Genomic DNA, 19,794 nt, shown 5'->3' with positions numbered 1-19,794 from the left:
GCAGGCGGGCGCTGGTCGACCGGGCACGGTCTGGTGCTCTCTCACGCGGCCGAGGTCAGCGACGCCGGAGCCACCGACCCGCACAACGGACGAGCGCGCCGGAAGATTCCCGCCGCCTCGTTCACGGCACGCGCCGGGGCGCCCGCCTGAGGGACACTGGACGGCAGCAGCATCCGATCGACGAGGAGTTCACCGTGCCGCAGGGAGTTGTCCGCTGGTTCGACGCCGAACGGGGCTTCGGGTTCCTCGACCTCGGGGAGGGCGCCGAGGACCTGTTCGTGCACGCGTCCGAGATCGTGGGCGACGACGGCGCCCGGGTCCTCCGCGAGGGCCAGGAGGTCGAGTTCGAGATCGGCGAGGGTGACCGGGGTCCGCAGGCGCGGCGCGTCCGCGTCACCGGCGACCTCCCCGCCGACGCGCCGCTCGGGGTGCTCGGCACCGTCAGCTGGTACGAGCCCGCGAAGGGGTACGGCTTCGTCAGCCCCGACGGCGGAGGCGCCGAGATCTTCCTGCACAGCTCGGCCATCGTCGGCGGCGGCGTGGTCCGCGAGGGCCAGCGCGTCGCGTTCCTGGTGGTCGACGGGGAGAAGGGGCCGCAGGCCGACCACCTGCTCCCGCTCGGCGACCAGGCCGGCCGGGCCGCCGCGGCGGACGGAGCGGACGGCACCGTGACCTTCTTCGACGCCGACAAGGGGTTCGGGTTCATCGCCCCCGACGCCGGTGGCGAGGACGTCTTCGTGCACGTCCGCACGCTGCCGGCGGGGGTGCGCGAGCTCGCCGAGGGCGACCGCCTCCGCTTCGAGGTCGCCGCGGGCGAGCGCGGACCGCAGGCCCGCGACGTGCAGCTCGTGGGCGGCGCACCGCGCCGGTCGGTCGCCGCCGCACCCGCGCGGGACCGGCACGCGCGCCCGCGCTCGGCCTCCGCCCCGGCACGCGGCGGCGAGGGGGTCGTGGCGCGCTACGACGCGGACCGCGGGTTCGGCTTCATCACGCCCGACGCGGGCGGCGAGGACCTGTTCGTGCACGTGTCCGTCGTGCGCGGCGGCGAGCCGCTGTACGAGGGCGACCGGGTCCGGTACCAGGTGCGCCAGAGCGACCGGGGACCGCAGGCGGACCGCGTCGAGCTGCTGTGAGCGCCCGGCGCCGGTGAGCGCCGGGGTGCTGTGGAGCGAGGGTCAGCGGGCCGCGGGCTTCACCGTCAGGACCGGACAGGGCGCGTCGAACAGCACGCGCTGCGCGTTGGCGCCGAGGATCAGCTTGCCGACGGGGCTGCGGCGGCGCAGCCCGATCACGACGAGCTCGGCCCCGACCTCCTCGGCGGTCGCGATGAGGTCGTCGGCGACGTCCCCGCCGCCGCCGAGCATCCGCACCTCGTGCTCGACCCCGCGGCCGCGCAGGTCCTCCGCCACGCGCCCGAGCTCCTCCTCGACGGCGGCGCGCTGGTCCTCCGCCTCGTCGGGACGCGTGCTCACCACGACCACGACGGGCCGGCCGCGGACCGCGGCCTCCTGGACCGCGGCGTCGAGAGCCGCTCGCCCCTCCGGCGTCGCCAGGTAGCCGACCACGATGCCCATGCGGACCTCCCCCTCGACGCCTTCGACCGTTGTGGCCTGACCGTACCGCCGCACGGGCCGCCGCTCCACCTGCGCGGACGCCGCGGGCCGCGGCGCCACGTGCGCGGCGACGAGCGGCCGCGGTCCGGGGTGCACGCGAGGCGGACCGCCGGCTCCGTCCACGGGTCATCGGGCGCCGTCGGTCCCCCGCTCCTCGGTCCGCGCCCACCCGGGCGCCAGCCCGGCGGTGAGCGCCGCGTCCAGCAGCGCCGCGAGCCGGTACTCGGGGTCGTCACCCAGTGCGCGGGCGAGGAGGACCGAGGCGCGCGCACCGTCGCCGCGCCACCAGGCGAGGAGGCCGAGCAGCGTCAGCGCCGGCGCCTGACGGTCGCGCAGCCCGTGGACGACCACGCCCTCCAGCGCGGCCTCGTGCGTCCGCGTCGCCTCGAGCACGGGCGGCCGCCCGTCGGCGGACCCCATGATCCGCGCGGTCACCCGGCCCATCTCGGCGTCGACGTCCGCCGGCGTCCGGCGGCCCCGCAGGCTCCGCTCGGGCAGGTCGCCCACGCCGGGCACGAGCGTCGCGAGCACCGCGTCGCGGACCCGACGGTCCCGCAGCCCGGCCTCGACCCGTCCCCACGGGGCGTGGCCGCCCGTGGGTGCGGTCCCCGCGGCGACGGAGACGGCCGTGCGCCACGCCGCGAGCGACGCGGCCCGCCACTCCTCGACGGCGGCGGGACCGCGCACCAGCGCCTCGGCACCACGCCGCTCCCACCGTCGCCGCGAGCGTGCGACGACCCGCCGCCGGTCCGGGTCCGCGAGGGCGAACCGGACCAGCGCGTCGCGCGACTCGGCGACGGCGGTCCCCGCGAGGACCATGCGGGCGGCCACCTGCGTGGAGTCGAGCTCCCGCAGGGGCCGGCCGCCCGGCGGGCAGCACGGTCGCGCGCAGTCGAAGGACAGGTAGCCCGAGGCCGTCACGACCCACACGGCCGCCGGCCCCAGGAGCGCGTCGCTCGCCTCCCGGTAGTGGTGCACCGCACGCTCGACCGGACCCGGCCTGCCCCGCGGGTCGTCGTCGGTGTACACGACGAGGACGGACGACGTCGCCCGGTCCTTGCCGAGCGTGCCGACCACCGCTCGTGCGACCTGCGACCCGAGCACCGGGTCCCCCATGGCGTCGAGGTCGACGCGCATCACGACGCCGACCCGCCCGCGCGGCGCCCGCAGGCTCACCGCGACCACGCTGTCCCGCGGCCGGAAGCCCAGGCGGTACGGGACCAGGGAGATGATCTCGCGGGGCTCGTGCACCCGCAGCGTCGTCGTCGTCATGCCCGGAGCCCATCGCAGCCGCGGACCCGACGGCGGCGCCTCGGCCCGAATGTGGACGAGCGCGACGGCTCGGGGCCTGGGGTCGGCTCGCTACCCTGACCCGGTGCCGTACCGCCCCGCCGCCCGCGCCCTCGTCGGGACCGCGCTCCTGACCGCACTGACCGGCCTCCTGACCGGCGTGGCCGCGTGCAGCACCTCGGCGCCCGCGCGGCTCGACGAGGCGACCGCACCCGCGAGCTCGGCGAGCGCCGCGGCGGACCTGTCCTCGCAGGCGCCGCTGGACCTGCCGGACACGGCGCACTCCACGGTGGGCGCGCTCGCCGAGGACTTCCCGCCCGACCTGGTCGACCTGCCCGACGACGCGGACATCCTGGTCTCGACCGCGCAGCCCGTGGCGGGAGGCGACCTCGTCGAGATCAGCCTGAACCTGCGCACGACCCTCACCGCCGACGAGCTCATGGACCAGCTGCGCGGTGGCCTCGAGGACGCGGGCTTCACCGAGACCCCCGTCGCGACCCCGCCCGCGGGCGTCGCCGCCGAGTCCACGTTCGCCCGCCACACGGGCGAGGTGCTCACGGTCGCCGTGCTCGACCGCGACGGCGTGCGCACGCTGACTCTCGGTGGTCGCGTCGCGGTCGCCTAGGCTGCCGGGCGTGAGCCCGACCCCCGCGACGCCCGCCGCCCTCGTCGACCTCGAGGGCGTCCGCGCCGGGGTGGACGACGCGCTCGCCGCCCACGTCGCGGCGCTGCGCGCGCGCCTGGCGTCGGTCGGCCCGGACGCGGACGTGCTCGCCGACGCGGTCGAGACCATGCTGCGCGGCGGGAAGCGGCTGCGTGCCGCGTTCTGCTACTGGTCCTGGCGCGCGCACGGCGGCGAGCCGGGGACCACCGCGGCCACGGCGGTGCTCCAGGTGGGTGCCGCGCTCGAGCTGTTCCAGGCCGCAGCCCTGTTCCACGACGACGTCATGGACGACTCCGACACGCGCCGCGGCCGCCCGGCCGCGCACCGCGCGTTCGCCGCGATGCACGGCGAGCTCGGGCTGCAGGGCGACGCGGAGCACTTCGGCGCGTCGGCAGCGATCCTGCTCGGCGACCTCGCCCTCGTCGCGAGCGAGGAGGTCTTCGCCGAGGCGCTGACCTCGTTCCCCGCCGGCGCCGCCGCCCGCGCCCGCGGCGTGTTCGACCTCATGCGCACCGAGGTCACCGTCGGCCAGTACCTCGACGTGCTGGCGCAGTCCCAGCCGTGGGGCCAGGACGCGGAGGCCGACGAGGCCCGCGCGCGCCAGGTGATCCGCGCCAAGTCCGCGCGGTACAGCGTCGAGCACCCCCTCGTGCTCGGCGCCTCCCTCGCGGACGCGTCGCCCGGGGACGTGGCCGCGCTCCGGGAGCTGGGCCTGGCGCTGGGCGAGGCCTTCCAGCTGCGCGACGACGTGCTCGGGGTCTTCGGCGACCCGGCGACGACCGGCAAGCCCGCCGGCGACGACCTGCGCGAGGGGAAGCGGACCGTCCTGGTCGTCCGCGCGCTGCGCGCCGCGACGTCCCGGGGCGACGAGCGGACGGCGGCGCTCCTGCGCACCGGCCTGGGCGACCGGTCGCTGTCCGACGAGCAGGTCGCGACGACGGCCGACGCGATCGCGGCGACCGGCGCCCTCGCCGAGGTGGAGCAGCTGATCGACGAGCTCGCCGGCACGGCGTTCGCCGCAATCGAGGCACGCGCCTGGCCCGACCCGGCCGCCGGCGTCCTGACCCTGCTCGCGCACGCGACCGTCGACCGCCAGGCCTGACCGACGGGCCGACCCGAGGGACGGCTAGAGCTCGGCCTGCGCCCGGCGCCGGATCTCCGTCTTCTGGCCGGCCCGCAGCGCGTCGATCGGCGTGCCCGGCAGCGTGTCGTCGGGCGTGAAGAGCCAGACGATCGCCTCCTCGTCGGAGAAGCCGGCGTCCGCCAGGACCGTGAGCGTGCCCTGCAGCCAGGGCAGCGCGACCCACTCCCCCGTCGCGGCCGCGTCACGCTCGTCGGGCGTACGTGCCGGGACCAGGAACCGCTCCGGCACCGACAGGACGCGAGGCTCGCCGCGACGCACGCCCACCAGGCGGCGCTCCTGCAGCATCCGCCGCACCTTGCCCACGTCGAGGCCGACGCGCTCCGCGACGTCGGGCAGCGTCAACCAGGTGTCGACGAGGGTCTCGAGAGCGTCTGCAGGTGTGGTCACCCGCACAGGTTACGCAACGCCCGACGGCTCCGGCGGGGTCCGCCGCGCGCCGCCCGCTCCGGCGCGCCGCCGCTGCGCCGAGCGGGCGACGAGGTCCCCCGGGGCTTTCCAGCGCGCCGCACCTCGGCTACGTTCACTTCTGTCACACCAGTAACACCAGACACTCTGCTGCACTTGCGCCACACCACTCGGGGGACCGCCATGACGCCCAACGCGACCGCGCCGCGCACGAACGACCTCCGTCGCCGCGCCGCCACCGGCACCGGGGCCACGCTCGCGCTCGTCGCGATGTCCGTGTCCACCTCGGGCGCCGCGCACGCCGCCGACGGCTCGACCTACACCGTGCGCGCCGGCGACACCGTGAGCCACATCGCGCTGCGCACGGGGGCGAGCGTCGCGGCGATCGCGTCGGCGAACGCCCTGCCGGACGTCTCGCGGATCCGCGAGGGCCAGGTCCTGACCATCCCCCGCGCGTCGGGCACCACCGCGCCGCAGACCTCGGCGCCCGCGACGAGCACGACCTACACGGTCCGCCCGGGCGACACGGTCAGCGGCATCGCGATGCGCACCGGCTCGTCGATCGCGTCCATCGTCGCGGCCAACGGGCTGGGATCGGACGCCATGATCGTCGTCGGCGAGCGGCTCACGATCCCGACGGCGGGCTCGACCGCTCCACGCACCGGTACGCCGACCCCGACCGCCAGCACCTACACGGTCCGCGCGGGTGACACCGTCTCGGGGATCGCCGCGCGCCACGGGACCACGGTCTCCGCGATCGTCTCCGCCAACCACCTCGGCTCCGACGCCATGATCCGGGTGGGCCAGACCCTGCGGCTCAGCGGGAGCACCGCGCCGTCGACCCCGCAGCCCGGGACGCCGCTCGTCGGGGACACCTTCGAGGGGCGGACCTACGCGCGCGACGTCGTCGACGCGGCCAACGCCAACAAGCGGGCCCTCCTCGCGGCGGGCGTGCCCAGCCCGTCGCAGATGCAGGCCAAGGTCGCCGCGACCGCGCGCGCCTACGGCGTGGACCCGCGGCTCGCCCAGGCGGTCGCGTTCCAGGAGTCGGGCTTCAACCACACGGCCGTGTCCCCCGCCAACGCGATCGGCACCATGCAGGTCATCCCGAGCGCGGGCGACTGGGCGTCGGACCTCGTCGGCCGCGAGCTCAACCTGCTCGACCCCGACGACAACGTCACCGCCGGCGTCGTGATCCTCCAGGCGCTCCTGCGGATCTCGCCCGACCTGCCGAGCGCGATCGCCGGGTACTACCAGGGCGCGAGCTCGGTGCGGAAGTACGGCATGTTCTCGGACACGCGTCGCTACGTCGCGAACGTGCAGACCCTGATGGGGCGGTTCTGAGGAGGTTCCTCCACGGTCCGCGCGCGCTCCACGGCACAGCCTGACGGCGACCGTACACTCGCGGCGTGGGAGCAACCGTGACCGATCCGCTCGTCGGCCGCCTGGTCGACGGGCGGTACGAGGTCGTGTCCCGGATCGCCCGCGGTGGCATGGCCACGGTGTACCTCGCGGTGGACCGTCGGCTCGACCGCGACGTCGCCCTCAAGGTGATGCACCCGCACCTCGCGGAGGGCACGTCCGGCACGGACTTCGAGGCCCGGTTCCGCCGGGAGGCACGGGCGGCCGCCCGGCTCACGCACCCCGGTCTGGTCGGGGTCTACGACCAGGGTGTCGACGGCGAGACCAGCTACCTGACCATGGAGTACGTCGACGGCACCAACCTGCGCCGTCGGCTCGCCGAGCAGGGTGCGCTCACGGTCGCGGACGCGCTGCGCATCGCGGAGGCGGTGCTCGACGCGCTGGCCGTCGCGCACCGGGCCGGCCTGGTCCATCGCGACATCAAGCCGGAGAACGTCCTGCTCGCGACCGACGACCGGGTCAAGCTCGCCGACTTCGGCCTCGCGCGCGCCGTCACGGAGGTGACGTCGACGACGACGGGCACGGTGCTCGGCACGGTCGCGTACCTGGCCCCGGAGCTCGTCGTGCGCGGTGCGAGCGACGCCCGCACGGACGTCTACGCCTGCGGGATCCTGCTGTACGAGATGCTGACCGGCGCGCAGCCGTACACGGGCGAGACGCCCATCCAGGTGGCGTTCCAGCACGTCAACCAGGACATCCCGGCCCCGTCCGACGCGGTCGACTGGCTCCCGATCGAGGTCGACGACCTGGTCCGCGCGCTCGCCGCGCGTGACCCCGAGGACCGGCCGGTGGACGCGGCCGCCGCGACGGCCCTGCTCCGCCGGGTCCGGTCCGAGCTCGACGAGGCGACGCTCGCGCGTCGCGCGGACGTCGCGCCGACGATCGTCCTCCCCTCCGCCACGGACCCCGACGAGACCGCGCTCCCGTCCGACGACGGCACGCCGGCGAACGACGGCGCGGACGCCTCCGACGAGGACGGCGCCACCGTCCGGCTGGAGGACGTGCCTCGCGGCTCGACCGTCGCGCTGCCGATCGGCCTGGGCGCGTCCGCCGTCGCCACCCGCGAGCCGGCGCTCGCCCCCCGGCCGCGCCGCAAGCGACGGCTGCTGGCCGCGCTGATCGTCGTCGTGACGGTCCTCGGGCTCGCCGGCGCCGGCTGGTGGTACGTGACCGCGGGACCGGGCGCCTACACGACCGTCCCCGAGATCGAGGGCAAGAGCGCCGACGCCGCCGAGGCCGCCCTCCAGGCGGTCGGGCTCACGGCGAGGACCACGTCCGACTTCTCCGACGAGGTCGACAAGGGACTCGTCGTCAGCAGCGACCCCGCCCCGGGCGACCGCGTGCACAAGGACGGCACCGTCGAGGTCACGGTCTCCAAGGGCCCGGACTACGTCGACGTCCCCGACGGCGTCGTCGGGGAGATGCAGGCCGACGCGAAGGCCGCGCTGACCAAGGCGGGGCTCGAGGTCGAGTACGCGGACCCGGTCTACGACGACGACGCGGGGCTCGGCGTGGTGGTCTCGGCCACGCTGCCGGACGACTCGCCCGCGGAGCCCGGCACCCGCACCACCCGGGGGACGGTCGTCACCATCACCACCTCCCGTGGGCCCGCGCCCGTCACGATCACCTCCGTCGTCGGGGCGACGCTGGAGGACGCGACCGAGCAGCTCACGGCCGACGGGCTGAAGGTGAAGTCCACCGAGGAGTTCAGCGACGACGTCGACGCGGGCGTCGTCATCAGCCAGTCGCCCAAGGCCACGACGTCCGCGCACCGGGGCGACACGGTCAAGCTCGTCGTCTCCAAGGGACCGGAGCTCTTCGAGGTCCCGGACGTCATGCGTCAGGGCGTCGAGTCCGCGACCGCGACGCTCGAGGACGCGGGGTTCAAGGTCGACGTGCAGCGTGCGGTGGCGTACTTCGGGCTCGGTTTCGTGGTCGGGCAGGAGCCCGGCGGCGGCGACATGCAGCCGAAGGGCACGACGATCGTGCTCACGATCACCTGATCGACGACGGGCCGGACCCGTGGGGGTCCGGCCCGCCGTCGTCGAACGGTCGGTCAGGACGCGCGCAGCAGCTCCGCGACCTGGAACGCCATCTCGAGCGACTGCTGGTGGTTCAGGCGCGGGTCCACGAGCGTCTCGTACCGCTCGGCGAGGCGCGCGTCGTCGATCTCCTCCGAGCCGCCCAGCACCTCGGTCACGTCGTCGCCCGTGAGCTCGATGAGGAGACCGCCGGGCGACGTGCCCAGGGAGCGGTGCACCTCGAAGAAGCCCGCGACCTCGTCCATCACGTCGCTGAACCGGCGGGTCTTGTAGCCGTTGGCGGACGTGAAGCCGTTGCCGTGCATCGGGTCGCAGACCCAGGTGACCGGGCGACCGTCGGCCGTGACCTTCTCGACGAGCGAGGGCAGCAGGTCGCGGACCTTGCCCGCGCCCATGCGCGTCACGAACGTGATCCGCCCCGGCTCCCCGCTCGGGTTGAGCTTGTCGAGCAGCGCGAGCGCGTCGTCGGGCTTCGTCGTCGGACCCAGCTTCACCCCGATGGGGTTCTGCAGGCGCGAGAAGAAGTCCACGTGCGCGCCGTCCAGCTGCCGGGTCCGCTCCCCGATCCACACGAAGTGCGCCGAGCAGTCGTAGGGCAGGCCGGTGCGGGAGTCGACGCGGGTCAGCGCCCGCTCGTAGTCGAGCAGCAGGCCCTCGTGGCTCGAGTAGAAGTCCACCGTCCGGAGCTGCTCGAAGTCGGCCCCGCAGGCAGCCATGAACCGGATCGCGCGGTCGATCTCGGCGGCCAGCACCTCGTACCGGGCGTACGCCGGGTTCGTGGTGAAGCCCTTGTTCCACTCGTGCACGCGCAGCAGCGACGCGAACCCGCCCGTGGTGAACGCGCGGATCAGGTTCAGCGTCGACGCGGACGTGTGGTACGCCTCGAGCAGACGCTGCGGGTCCGGTGTGCGCGCCTCCGGCGTGAAGTCGAACCCGTTGACGATGTCGCCGCGGAACGCCGGGAGCGTCACGCCGTCGCGCGTCTCGGTGTCCGACGAGCGCGGCTTCGCGTACTGCCCCGCCATCCGCCCGATCTTCACCACCGGCATGCTCGCGCCGTAGGTCAGGACGACCGCCATCTGCAGGATCGTCTTGATCTTGTTGCGGATGTTGTCGGCCGTGGCCTCAGCGAACGTCTCGGCGCAGTCGCCGCCGACGAGCACGAACGCCTCGCCCCGGCCCGCGGCCGCCAGCTGGGCCCGCAGCGCGTCCGACTCGCCCGCGAAGACGAGCGGCGGGAGCGTCGCGAGCTTGTCGGTGACCTGCGCGAGCGCCGTCGCGTCCGGCCACACCGGCTGCTGCAGCGGCTGGAGCGCGCGCCAGGCGTCGAGACCGGCGACGACCGCGGGGTCCGCGACGACGCTCACGAGTGACTCGCCGGGACCAAGGGCTGGCCGATGTCCGTCAGCAGCTCGCCGAACCACTCCTGCTGCACGTCGAACGCCTTGCCACCCGCGATGCGCGGGAACTCGATCGCGCGCAGCACGTCGCCGTTCTCCTCGTCGTGCCCGATCACGCCCGCCTCGCCGCGCAGCGCGCACTCGACCGCGAGGTCCGTCATGGACTTGATGAGACGCAGGTCCTCGGCGTTCGCGGCCGCGGCGCGCGAGTAGTAGCCCGACTTCTGGACCATCGTCTTCTCGGCGCCCAGCTTCTCCGCGAACTGCTTGGCGAACCACTGGCCGGGGTTGATCGTGTCGAGCTTGACGTGACCGAACGGGTCACGCTCGGGCGGCGTGCCCGCCGCCGTGAGCTGCTCGACGATCTCGTGCATGCCCGCACCCTCCGAGAGGAAGATGTTGACGTTCCCCTGGCTGTCCATGATCGCCTTGAGGCGCTCGGCCTCGGCGTCGATGTCGATGGCGAGCTCGGGCACGAAGACGGCGTGCACGTCCCAGCGCTCGCGCGACAGGCCGATGCTCGGGACCCACTCCTGCTGGTCCAGCCACTTGCGGTACTCGACGGCCGCGGCGGCGGTGAGCCAGCCGCAGTGCCGGCCCATGACCTCGTGCACGATCAGCATGCGCGGCCCGGACCGGTGCTCGCCGATGATGTTCGCCGCGAAGCCCGCGGCCTCCTCGGCGGCCGTCCACGCACCGAGCGACTGCCGGATCGGGACCACGTCGTTGTCGATGGTCTTGGGCAGGCCCACGACGGTCAGGCCGTAGTCGTTCGCCGCGAGGAACGCCGCGAGGTCCGCGGCCGTGGTGTTGGTGTCGTCGCCGCCGATCGTGTGGAGCACGTCGACGCCGTCGGCCTTGAGCTGCTCGGCCGCGACCTCGAGCGGGTCCTGCCCCTCCTGCACCAGGCCGCGCTTGACGCAGTCCTTGGCGTTGGTGAGCTTGACGCGCGAGTTGCCGATCGGCGAGCCGCCGAACCGGTGCAGGATGCCGGCCTTCTTGCGGGTCTCGTCGTCGATGACGATCTTGTCCCCGCGCAGCAGCCCGTAGTACCCGTGCTCGTACGCGATGATCTCGACGTCCGGCGCGATCTCGGTGTAGCGCTCGATGAGGCCACCGACGGCGGACGAGAGGCACGGGGCGAAGCCACCCGCGGTGAGGAGGGCGACGCGACGGACCGACATGACAGACACCTTCCGTTGAGCTGCAGGGTGGACCTGCGGAACGCAGGCGACCCTAGGGTGCGACCTTCGCGCACCACCGGGACCTTCAGCACGACCGTCGGTGCCCGGTTGCCGGCACCCGGCCGACCCGGGTCATCCTACTGACGGCTCGCCCTCGTCCTGCGGCGGGACCGGAACCTGGACGTCCGGCGCGGGGCGGCCGCCCGGCGCGACGGTCCGCGCGTCGTCCGCGGCGCCCTCCGACGTCGCGAGGCCGGCCGCGATGCGGGCCTTCTGCGTCGCCGCGTAGACGTCCACGTACTCCTGCCCGGACAGGCTCATGATCGCGTACATGATCTCGTCGGTGACCGAGCGCAGGATGAACCGGTCGTTCTCCATGCCCTGGTAGCGGGAGAAGTCCATGGGCTCGCCGACGACCATGCCGATGCGCATGACCTTCGGGATCCGCCGGCCGACCGGCTGGGCGATGTTGGTGCCGACCATCGCGACGGGCACCACCGGCGCGCCGGACTCCAGCGCGAGCCGCGCGATGCCGGTCTTGCCGCGGTAGAGCCGGCCGTCGGGGCTGCGGGTGCCCTCCGGGTAGATGCCGAACAGGTCGCCCTCGTCCAGGCGGCGCAGCCCGGTGCGCAGCGCGGCCTCGCTCGCCTTGCCACCGCCGCGGTCCACGGGGATGGTCCCGACGCCGCGCATGAACCCGGCCGTCATCCGCCCCTTGAGGCCCTGGCCGGTGAAGTACTCCTGCTTGCCGATGAACACGAGCTCGCGGTCCAGCATGAGCGGCAGGAAGAACGAGTCGATGACCGCGAGGTGGTTGCTGGCGAGGATCGCCGGGCCGTCGCTCGGCACGTTCTCCGCACCGCGGATCCACGGTCGGTAGACCAGGTGCAGCAGCGGCCCCACGAAGACCCGCTTCATCAACCAGTAGAACAAGTGTCCAGCCTTCCGCCTCGCGGGCCGTCGGACCGCACGTCCGACTCTAGAGTGCTCTCATGGCTGCTCGCTCCGACGGACCCGACGACGGGCCGGTCGACGACGAGCGCTGGGCCCGCATCGTGGCGGAGCTCGGCGACCTCGACTCGTCCGCCGGGACCGGCGCGCCCCCGGCCGGGATCGACTTCCCCGTCGCCCCGGGCGTCGCCTCGCCCTTCGACGGGCGACGGGTCGTGCGGCCCGCGCACGAGGGCCGCCAGGAGGACGGCCCGCACGACGGCGCGGACGGCCGGACGGACGACCGGACGGACGGACGTGCCCGGCGCGACGAGCTCGCGGCACCGTCGGCGTCGGGCCGGGACTGGGACGGCACGTCGCAGTACGACGAGGCCGAGGACGCGATCGACGAGGCCGAGCGGTTCGTGCCGCCCGACCCCGGCCCCGTGCTCGGCGGCGACCCGCTGCTCACCATGGCGTGGTTCGCCGCGGCCGGGATGCCGCTGTTCCTCGTCGTGGTGCTCATCGCGTGGCGCGACGCCCCGTCCGCGATCGTGCAGGCCGCCTGCGTGGTCTTCGTGCTCGGCGTCGGGGTGCTGCTGTGGCGCATGCCGCAGCGGCGTGACCGCGATGACGACGACACGGGCGCCGTGGTCTGAGCCCGCGGCCGGACGCCCGCAGGCCCGACCTCGCGGGCCCGCGGTGTGGTCAGAGGCGCGCGAGGTCCGCGGCGCCGACGATCCCGGCGTCGTTGCCCATCGAGGCGACGACGATCGACGCCTCGGGCCGGTGGCCGCGCGCCGAGAGCTGGTCGGCGAAGCCCTTGCGCGCGGGGACCAGGAGCAGGTCCCCGGCAGCGGCGACGCCGCCGCCCACGACGACCATCGCGGGGTCGAGCAGGGCCGCGACCGACGCGGCGCCCTCACCGATCCAGCGGCCCAGGTCGGCGAGCAGCGCGATCGCGAGCTCGTCGCCCTCCTGCGCCGCCTGCGTCACGTACGGGCCGACGATCTTCTCCGCGTCGCCGCCGGCGAGCTCGAGGATGCGCCCCGCGCGGTCCGGGTGCGCCACGGCGGCCGCCTGCGCGTCGCGCACGAGCGCGCTGCCGGAGGCGTACTGCTCCCAGCAGCCCTCGTGCCCGCAGCCGCAGTAGTGGCCGCCGGGGACGACGCGCATGTGCCCCACCTCGGCCGCGACGCCCGCGAAGCCGCGCACGAGCTGGCCGTGCGAGACGATCGCGCCGCCCAGGCCCGTGCCGATCGTGAGCGTGAGCATGTCCTCGACGTCCCGCGCCGCACCGAACCGGAACTCGGCCCAGCCCGCCGCGTTCGCGTCGTTCTCGACGACGATCTCGACCTTGTCCTCGATGAGGCTGGCGACGCGGTCACGCAGCGGGTAGTCGCGCCACGCGATGTTCGGGGCGAACAGCACGCCCGACCGGTCGGCGGCCACGAAGCCCGCCGCGGCCAGGCCGATGGCGCCGATCCGGTGGTCGGCGCTGAGCTCGGCGTAGACGTCGGCGATCGCCGCGTCGATGCTCGCGGCGTCGTCGGGCTCGGTGTGGCGGCGCGTCTGGGCGAGGATCCGCCCCTCGTCGTCCACCACACCGGCGGCGATCTTGGTCCCGCCGATGTCCACACCGATGGCGTGCATGCGCTGAAGTCCCTTACCTGATGCGTCGAGTTCCGGGTCGTGGCGTCGTCGCGGCGTCGTGCCGGGACCGCCGCCGCGCGGCGGTCCGTCCCGCGGACCCGCCCACGCTAGCGCCCCGCGACGGCGGGCCCGTGCGCGTCCCGCGGCGGAGCGCCCCGGGAACACTACTGCCGCTGCGACCTCCCAGGACATGGACGGACGTCCCGTATCCTCGTCGCACACGCCGCCACTGCCACTGGAGCCAGCATGGTCGAGTTCAGCATGCCCCTGCTCGTCGACGTCGAGCCGACGCGCAACCTCAACGACCTGCTCGCCGAGCGGGTCGACGCGGACCCGGACGGCGTGGTCATCGAGCACAAGACCCAGCAGGACGGCCCCTGGATCCCGCTGACGGGGCGCGAGCTGGACGCCGAGGTCGTGGCGGTGGCGAAGGGGCTCGTGGCGCGGGGCGTGCAGCCGGGCGACCGGGTCGGGATCATGTCCCGCACGCGGTACGAGTGGTCGCTGCTCGACTGGGCGGCCTGGGCGGCCGGCGCCGTCCCGGTGCCGCTGTACGAGACCTCCTCCGCCGAGCAGGTGGCCTGGATCCTCACGGACGCCGACGTGTCGCTGCTCGTCGTCGAGAACGCCGGGCACGCCGCCGTCGCCGCGCAGGTCGCCGAGGAGACCCCGGCCGTGCGCGAGGTGCTGGTCATCGACGACGGCGCCGTCGACGCGCTGGTCGCGGCCGGCGCGGACGTCCCCGACGACGAGATCACGCGGCGCCGGGGCCTGGCGGACCTCGCCAGCGTCGCGACCGTCATCTACACCTCCGGCACCACCGGCCGGCCCAAGGGTGTCGAGCTCACGCACGGGAACTTCTACGAGCTGACGGTGAACGCCGTGGAGGGCCTGCGCGAGGTCGTGTCCGAGCCCGGCTCGCGCACGCTGCTGTTCATGCCGCTCGCCCACGTCTTCGCGCGGTTCATCCACGTGCTGTGCATCCCGGCCGGCGCGGTGCTGGGCCACTCCCCCGACACCCGCACCCTGCTCGAGGACCTCGCGTCCTTCCGGCCGACCTTCATCCTGGCCGTCCCGCGCGTGTTCGAGAAGGTCTACAACGGGGCGGAGCAGAAGGCCGTCGCCGGCGGGAAGAGCGCGATCTTCCAGCGCGCCGCCAAGACGTCGATCGTCTACTCCCGCGCGCTCGACACGCCCCGCGGGCCGAGCCCGTGGCTGCGCCTGCAGCACAAGGTCGCCGACGTCCTGGTCCTCAAGCGCCTGCGTGCGCTGCTCGGCGGGCAGGCCCAGTGGGCGATCTCCGGCGGCGCGCCGCTCGGCGAGCGCCTCGGGCACTTCTACCGCGGGGTCGGGCTGCGCGTCCTCGAGGGCTACGGCCTGACCGAGACGACCGCCCCCGCCACCGTGAACCGGCCGGAGAAGACCAAGATCGGCAGCGTCGGTCTCCCGCTGCCGGGCACGTCGGTGCGGATCGCCGAGGACGGCGAGATCGAGATCAAGGGCATCCAGGTCTTCCGCGGGTACCACGCCAACCAGGAGGCGACCGACGAGTCGCTCGAGGACGGCTGGTTCCGCACGGGCGACCTGGGCTCGATCGACGAGGACGGGTTCCTGTCGATCACGGGCCGCAAGAAGGAGATCATCGTCACGGCCGGCGGGAAGAACGTCGCGCCCGCGGTGCTCGAGGACCGGCTCCGCGGCCACCCGCTGATCAGCCAGGTCGTCGTGGTGGGCGACCAGCGGCCGTTCATCGGTGCGCTCGTGACGCTCGACCCGGAGGGCGTGCCCGGCTGGCTGAGCGCGCACGGCAAGCCGGAGATGTCGCTCGACGCCGCCGCCAAGGACCCCGACGTCCTGGCGTCCATCGACAAGGCCGTGGCCCGCGCCAACAAGGCCGTCTCGCGCGCAGAGTCGATCCGCAAGTACCACATCCTCGGCACGGACCTCACGATCGCCAACGGCTACCTCACGCCCAAGCTCAGCGTGAAGCGCTCGCTCGTGCTCAAGGACTTCGCCGGCGAGGTCGAGGCGCTCTACGAGGGCGACGGCCACGACGTCGCCTGACCCCCTGTCCGGCGACTGACGCCCGTCCCCGCGTGGGGGCGGGCGTCAGCCGCTCTCGGCCAGGCGCAGCGGCGGCACCATCTGCAGCGCGGCGAGCGCGCCGAGCGCCCGCCGCTCGTCGTCGTCGAGCTCGAACGCGGCCGCCGCGGGGGCGGCCCCGGAGGGCGTCTCCGTCCCGGCGTCGCGTCCGGGTACCTCCAGCACGAACGTCACGACGCAGTCCCCGCAGGCTGCCGGGCGCGCGGTGCATCCTTCGCAGTCGATGATCATGCCGCGACGCTAGGACCGACCTCCGACAACCGGGCCCGGCACCGGCCTCGTCGGGCCGTCACCTGCGCTGCAGCCGAGCCACGAGCGTCGCGGACGGCACCACGTACGCGCCGCGCGCCTCGACGTCCCGGACGACCTCCTGGTCGCTGGTGACCACCACGACGACGCGGCCCTCCGGCTCGGCGTGGACCAGCCGCCGGATGAGGTCGTCCGCGATCTCGCCGACCGAGAACAGCACGCGCACGCCGCGCGCGCTCGCGGCCGGCGCGACCGCGAGGTCCTGGCCGTCGAAGCAGCACGTGACCTCCGCGCCGGTGCGCGCGGCGAGCGCCGCGAGCCCGTCCACGACCAGCCGCCGCTGGCGTTCCAGCGTCAGGCCGCCGTACGCCGTCTTCGAGACGTTGTACCCGTCGACGACGAGGTGCGCGCGAGGCTGCCGGAGCAGCTCGTCGAGCAGCGCGGGGTCCTCGACCTGCCGGCCTCGTGACCCGACGCGTGCGGTCGCTCCGGGCTGCGCGGGCGCGACGAGGTCCGCCGGCAGGTCGGCGGCGGGCGGGAGCGCAAGCTCCGTGCGGAGCCCGCTCGCCGCGTCCACGATCGTGTCGAGGAGCAGGCGCACCCGGGCGTCGGCGAGCCGTCGCGCGACCCTGAGCTCCGCGCGTGCGGCGGTCCGCTCGGCCTCGGCGGCGCGGCGGTCCTCGGCCGCCCGGTCACGGTCGGCCGACGCCGCGGCGCCCTCCTGCCGCGCGAGCGCGAGCGCCTCCTCCGCCTCCTGCGTCGCCTGCCGCCCCTGCGCGCGGGCGCGGTCCGCGTCGGAGCGCAACCGGCGCAGCTCCCGGCGCATCGTCGCGAGCTCGTCCGCCAGGGCCCGCTCGCGGCCCGCCGCGGCGGCCAGCTCGGCGGTCAGGTGCGCGACGCGCTCGGTGAGGCGGGCGCTCGCGACGCCGCCGTCGCCGGCGGGTGCCTCCCGGGGCGACGGCGGGACGAGCGCCGCCCAGTCGCCGTCGAGCAGCCAGGCACCCGCCGCGGCCTCCCACGACGCAGGCACGTCCTGCGGCTGCGCGGCGAGCTCGTCGGAGAGCGCCGGGTGGCGCTGCTGCCACGCGCGAGCCACGCGGTGACGGAAGCCGTCGTCGGACAGCGCGACCCACAGCGGGACGGCGCCCGCGCTCGCCCGCTTCGCGGGGGCGAACGACGCCACGCGGCGCAGCGGCGCCGGCAGGACGGCCCGGTCCACCTCGGCGACCGTGTCGGCGGCGAGCGCGACGAGGTGCGCACGCAGCGCGGCGGGCACCTCGTCGTCGGTCATGCCCGTCACCCTAGGCGGGTCCGGCACGACGAGACGGCCCGTCGACCGCGACGCGCGCGACGCGCGCCGGGGCTTGTCGGGGCTTGTCGGTGACCGCAGGTACCGTCGCCGCCATGCCGACCGTGCACCGCCTCCGCCCCGTCTGGGCCGGCGTCCCCGCTGCCGGTGGCACCCCCGTCCAGCTCGGCCTGGACGAGATCGGCACCCCGCTGTCGGACGTCACCTTCGTGGTCGTGGACCTCGAGACGACGGGCGGCACGCCGGCCGAGAACGGCATCACGGAGATCGGCGCGGTCAAGGTGCGCGGCGGTCAGGTGCTCGGCGAGTTCCAGACGCTGGTGGACCCGGGCGGGCCCGTGCCGCCGTTCATCCAGGTGCTCACGGGCATCACCACGTCGATGCTCGTCGACGCGCCGCCGATCGAGCAGGTCCTCCCGTCGTTCCTCGAGTTCGCCGCCGGGGCCGTGCTCGTCGCGCACAACGCGCCGTTCGACGTCGGGTTCCTGCGCGCGGCGGCGGCCCGGTGCGGGCACGCGTGGCCGGGGCCGCGCGTGGTCGACACCGTGCGGCTCGCCCGCCGGGTCGTCACGCGTGACGAGGCGCCGAACCACAAGCTGGGGACGCTCGCCGCGCTCTTCCACGCGGAGGTCACGCCCAACCACCGCGCGCTGGACGACGCGCGGGCGACCGTCGACGTGCTGCACGCCCTGCTCGACCGGCTCGGCCCGCTGGGCGTCACCCACCTCGAGGACCTCGCCACCGCGACCGACCCCGTGCCGGCCGAGGTGCGCCGCAAGCGCACGCTCGCGGACGGCCTGCCGGACGCGCCGGGGGTCTACCTGTTCCGCGGCCCGGGCGAGGAGGTCCTGTACGTCGGGACGTCGACGACGTCGCTGCGCAAGCGCGTCCGGTCCTACTTCACCTCGGCGGAGAAGCGGGGCCGCATCCTCGAGATGGTCCGCATCGCCACGCGCGTCGATCCCGTGGTGTGCGCGACCCCGCTCGAGGCCCGCGTGCGCGAGCTCCGGCTCATCGCCGAGCACGCGCCGCGGTACAACCGGCGCTCCCGCTTCCCGGAGCGGATGCCGTGGGTGCGGCTGACCAGCGAGCCGTACCCCCGGCTCTCGGTGGTCCGCGACGTCCGGGAGGAGGACGGTGCCGCGTACATCGGACCGTTCCCCTCGCAGTCCGGCGCCCAGCTCGCCGTCGAGGCGCTGCAGGAGAGCTTCGCCATCCGGCAGTGCACGCGCCGGCTGCCTCTCCTGCCACCCGCGGGCGCGTCCGCGTGCGCCCTGGCGGACATGGGCCGGTGCGGGGCGCCCTGCACGGGCGGCCAGGACGCACCTTCCTACGGCGCGGTGGTCGACCGGGTCCGGTCCGCGATGCACGCCGACCCCGCACCGGTGGTCGCGGTGCATGCCGAGCGGATCGAGACCCTCGCGGCCCAGCAGCGGTTCGAGGAGGCCGCGACCGTGCGGGACCGCCTCGGCGCGTTCCTGCGTGGTGCGGCACGCGCCCAGCGCGTCGGCCCTCTCGCGGCGTGCAGCGAGGTGGTGGCGGCGCAGCGCGCGGAGGACGGCGGGTGGGAGATCGTCCTGGTCCGGCACGGGCGGCTCGCCGCGACCGCCCGCGTCGACCGCGTCACCGACCCGCGCCCCACGATCGCCACGCTGCGGGCGACGGCGGAGCACGTGCCGGCCCCGGTGGCCCCCACCTCCGCCGCGCACCCGGAGGAGACCGACCTGGTCCTCGACTGGCTGGAGCGGCCGGGCGTCCGCATCGTCGACGTCGTCGGCACCTGGGCCCTGCCCGTCCGCACCGCGCTCGGGAACGTCGACCCCGCCGCGGCCATCGCGGCCCACGGCACCCGGGTCCGCGGCGAGGTGCAGGAGGCTCCCGCTCGGCCGCACCTGCGGGTCGTCATGTCGCGCACGGCGTGAGGCCGTTCGCGGCATGATGGCAGGCATGCTGACTGCCATCGTCATGATCGAGACCGACGCCGCCCGCATCCCCGAGGTGGCCGCGCAGATCGCCGACATCCGCGGCGTGAGCGAGGTCTACTCCGTGACCGGGGAGGTCGACCTGGTCGCCATGGTGCGGGTGCGCGAGCACGACGACCTCGCCGACGTCATCGCCGACAAGGTGAGCAAGATCGAGGGCGTCCTGCGCACGCAGACCTACATCGCCTTCCGCACGTACAGCCAGCACGACCTGGACCAGGCGTTCGCGCTCGGGCTCGAGGACTGAGGCGGAGCGCAGCGGGGGGTGAGGGTCGCCGAAGGCGGCACTCGCCCACCGCGGAGCGCAGCCTCGGTCCGACCACACGACTCGAGGACTGAGGCGGAGCGCAGCCTCGGTCCGACCACACGACTCGAGGACTGAGGCGGAGCGCAGCCTCGGTCCG

Annotated in this window: 18 protein-coding genes; 9 read left to right on the top strand and 9 right to left on the bottom strand. The window is 74.9% G+C overall.

Features of this window, described 5'->3' with window-relative positions; translation table 11 throughout:
• Positions 1-194: 194 nt before the first annotated feature.
• Positions 195-1,133 carry a cold-shock protein gene (locus KIN34_RS17155; protein ID WP_214350526.1) on the top strand — a complete coding sequence of 313 codons (939 nt, stop codon included), beginning with the start codon at positions 195-197 and terminating at the stop codon, positions 1,131-1,133.
• A gap of 42 nt (positions 1,134-1,175) precedes the next feature.
• Here KIN34_RS17155 and KIN34_RS11380 read toward each other — a convergent pair whose 3' ends face one another.
• Entirely contained in the window at positions 1,176-1,574 is a 399-nt protein-coding gene (locus KIN34_RS11380) for a universal stress protein (protein ID WP_214350524.1), read from the bottom strand.
• Between the two features lie 165 nt (positions 1,575-1,739).
• Positions 1,740-2,885: a DUF4192 domain-containing protein gene (locus tag KIN34_RS11375; RefSeq protein WP_214350522.1), complete on the bottom strand. Its 1,146-nt coding sequence runs from the start codon at positions 2,883-2,885 to the stop codon at positions 1,740-1,742.
• A 103-nt stretch (positions 2,886-2,988) separates the two neighbouring features.
• Here KIN34_RS11375 and KIN34_RS11370 point away from each other — a divergent pair, with 103 nt between their 5' ends.
• A complete protein-coding gene (locus tag KIN34_RS11370) occupies positions 2,989-3,528 on the top strand; it encodes a hypothetical protein (protein ID WP_214350519.1) in 540 nt (179 codons plus the stop codon).
• Positions 3,529-3,538: 10 nt separating this feature from the next.
• On the top strand, positions 3,539-4,669 hold the full coding sequence (locus tag KIN34_RS11365) for a polyprenyl synthetase family protein (RefSeq protein ID WP_214350516.1): 1,131 nt from the start codon (positions 3,539-3,541) through the stop codon (positions 4,667-4,669).
• Between the two features lie 24 nt (positions 4,670-4,693).
• On the opposite strand, the gene KIN34_RS11360 is transcribed toward KIN34_RS11365, so the two are convergent.
• Positions 4,694-5,098: an Rv2175c family DNA-binding protein gene (locus KIN34_RS11360; RefSeq protein ID WP_214350513.1), complete on the bottom strand. Its 405-nt coding sequence runs from the start codon at positions 5,096-5,098 to the stop codon at positions 4,694-4,696.
• Positions 5,099-5,299: 201 nt separating this feature from the next.
• Here KIN34_RS11360 and KIN34_RS11355 point away from each other — a divergent pair, with 201 nt between their 5' ends.
• A complete protein-coding gene (locus tag KIN34_RS11355) occupies positions 5,300-6,460 on the top strand; it encodes a LysM peptidoglycan-binding domain-containing protein (RefSeq protein ID WP_214350510.1) in 1,161 nt (386 codons plus the stop codon).
• Between the two features lie 65 nt (positions 6,461-6,525).
• Positions 6,526-8,541 carry a Stk1 family PASTA domain-containing Ser/Thr kinase gene (gene pknB / locus KIN34_RS11350; protein ID WP_214350508.1) on the top strand — a complete coding sequence of 672 codons (2,016 nt, stop codon included), beginning with the start codon at positions 6,526-6,528 and terminating at the stop codon, positions 8,539-8,541.
• Between the two features lie 53 nt (positions 8,542-8,594).
• Here pknB and KIN34_RS11345 read toward each other — a convergent pair whose 3' ends face one another.
• From KIN34_RS11345 to KIN34_RS11335, 3 genes are all read right to left on the bottom strand, one after another.
• Positions 8,595-9,947 carry a class II 3-deoxy-7-phosphoheptulonate synthase gene (locus tag KIN34_RS11345; RefSeq protein WP_214350505.1) on the bottom strand — a complete coding sequence of 451 codons (1,353 nt, stop codon included), beginning with the start codon at positions 9,945-9,947 and terminating at the stop codon, positions 8,595-8,597.
• Positions 9,944-11,164 (bottom strand): pyrophosphate--fructose-6-phosphate 1-phosphotransferase, encoded by a 1,221-nt coding sequence (locus tag KIN34_RS11340; RefSeq protein WP_214350502.1) that lies wholly within the window; start codon positions 11,162-11,164, stop codon positions 9,944-9,946. The genes KIN34_RS11345 and KIN34_RS11340 overlap by 4 nt, the downstream gene beginning before the upstream one ends.
• 132 nt (positions 11,165-11,296) lie before the next feature.
• Positions 11,297-12,082 carry a lysophospholipid acyltransferase family protein gene (locus tag KIN34_RS11335; RefSeq protein ID WP_214352054.1) on the bottom strand — a complete coding sequence of 262 codons (786 nt, stop codon included), beginning with the start codon at positions 12,080-12,082 and terminating at the stop codon, positions 11,297-11,299.
• Positions 12,083-12,156: 74 nt separating this feature from the next.
• On the opposite strand from KIN34_RS11335, the gene KIN34_RS11330 reads away from it, so the two are divergent.
• Positions 12,157-12,753, top strand: coding sequence for a hypothetical protein (locus KIN34_RS11330; RefSeq protein WP_214350499.1), 597 nt, complete (start codon positions 12,157-12,159; stop codon positions 12,751-12,753).
• Positions 12,754-12,802: 49 nt separating this feature from the next.
• Here the strand turns inward: KIN34_RS11330 and KIN34_RS11325 are convergent, their stop codons facing one another.
• Positions 12,803-13,747 carry an ROK family glucokinase gene (locus tag KIN34_RS11325; RefSeq protein WP_214350496.1) on the bottom strand — a complete coding sequence of 315 codons (945 nt, stop codon included), beginning with the start codon at positions 13,745-13,747 and terminating at the stop codon, positions 12,803-12,805.
• A 246-nt stretch (positions 13,748-13,993) separates the two neighbouring features.
• Between KIN34_RS11325 and KIN34_RS11320 the strand changes: the two genes are divergently transcribed.
• On the top strand, positions 13,994-15,811 hold the full coding sequence (locus KIN34_RS11320) for an AMP-dependent synthetase/ligase (RefSeq protein ID WP_214350493.1): 1,818 nt from the start codon (positions 13,994-13,996) through the stop codon (positions 15,809-15,811).
• Between the two features lie 45 nt (positions 15,812-15,856).
• Here the strand turns inward: KIN34_RS11320 and KIN34_RS11315 are convergent, their stop codons facing one another.
• A complete protein-coding gene (locus KIN34_RS11315) occupies positions 15,857-16,081 on the bottom strand; it encodes a hypothetical protein (RefSeq protein ID WP_214350491.1) in 225 nt (74 codons plus the stop codon).
• Positions 16,082-16,139: 58 nt separating this feature from the next.
• Positions 16,140-17,390, bottom strand: coding sequence for an NYN domain-containing protein (locus tag KIN34_RS11310; protein WP_214350489.1), 1,251 nt, complete (start codon positions 17,388-17,390; stop codon positions 16,140-16,142).
• Between the two features lie 113 nt (positions 17,391-17,503).
• On the opposite strand from KIN34_RS11310, the gene KIN34_RS11305 reads away from it, so the two are divergent.
• Both KIN34_RS11305 and KIN34_RS11300 read left to right on the top strand, forming a co-directional pair.
• On the top strand, positions 17,504-19,330 hold the full coding sequence (locus tag KIN34_RS11305; protein WP_214350487.1) for a DEDD exonuclease domain-containing protein: 1,827 nt from the start codon (positions 17,504-17,506) through the stop codon (positions 19,328-19,330).
• Between the two features lie 25 nt (positions 19,331-19,355).
• Positions 19,356-19,637 (top strand): Lrp/AsnC family transcriptional regulator, encoded by a 282-nt coding sequence (locus KIN34_RS11300; RefSeq protein WP_214350485.1) that lies wholly within the window; start codon positions 19,356-19,358, stop codon positions 19,635-19,637.
• The last annotated feature ends 157 nt before the right edge of the window (positions 19,638-19,794 follow it).

The organism is Cellulomonas fulva, from assembly GCF_018531375.1.
Classification (GTDB): Bacteria; Actinomycetota; Actinomycetes; order Actinomycetales; family Cellulomonadaceae; genus Cellulomonas; species Cellulomonas fulva.
Note: the sequence above shows the minus strand (reverse complement) of the source record. Positions and strands in the feature narration are given on the sequence as shown.

Bases quoted from the DNA above. Each gene is read 5' to 3' on its own strand.
- KIN34_RS11325 (WP_214350496.1), bottom strand. From the start codon at position 13,747: ATGCACGCCATCGGTGTGGACATCGGCGGGACCAAGATCGCCGCCGGT.
- KIN34_RS11375 (WP_214350522.1), bottom strand. From the start codon at position 2,885: ATGACGACGACGACGCTGCGGGTGCACGAGCCCCGCGAGATCATCTCC.
- KIN34_RS11340 (WP_214350502.1), bottom strand. From the start codon at position 11,164: ATGTCGGTCCGTCGCGTCGCCCTCCTCACCGCGGGTGGCTTCGCCCCG.
- KIN34_RS11380 (WP_214350524.1), bottom strand. From the start codon at position 1,574: ATGGGCATCGTGGTCGGCTACCTGGCGACGCCGGAGGGGCGAGCGGCT.
- KIN34_RS11300 (WP_214350485.1), top strand. From the start codon at position 19,356: ATGCTGACTGCCATCGTCATGATCGAGACCGACGCCGCCCGCATCCCC.
- KIN34_RS11320 (WP_214350493.1), top strand. From the start codon at position 13,994: ATGGTCGAGTTCAGCATGCCCCTGCTCGTCGACGTCGAGCCGACGCGC.
- KIN34_RS11305 (WP_214350487.1), top strand. From the start codon at position 17,504: ATGCCGACCGTGCACCGCCTCCGCCCCGTCTGGGCCGGCGTCCCCGCT.
- KIN34_RS11310 (WP_214350489.1), bottom strand. From the start codon at position 17,390: ATGACCGACGACGAGGTGCCCGCCGCGCTGCGTGCGCACCTCGTCGCG.
- KIN34_RS11355 (WP_214350510.1), top strand. From the start codon at position 5,300: ATGACGCCCAACGCGACCGCGCCGCGCACGAACGACCTCCGTCGCCGC.
- KIN34_RS11315 (WP_214350491.1), bottom strand. From the start codon at position 16,081: ATGATCATCGACTGCGAAGGATGCACCGCGCGCCCGGCAGCCTGCGGG.
- KIN34_RS11335 (WP_214352054.1), bottom strand. From the start codon at position 12,082: ATGAAGCGGGTCTTCGTGGGGCCGCTGCTGCACCTGGTCTACCGACCG.
- KIN34_RS11330 (WP_214350499.1), top strand. From the start codon at position 12,157: ATGGCTGCTCGCTCCGACGGACCCGACGACGGGCCGGTCGACGACGAG.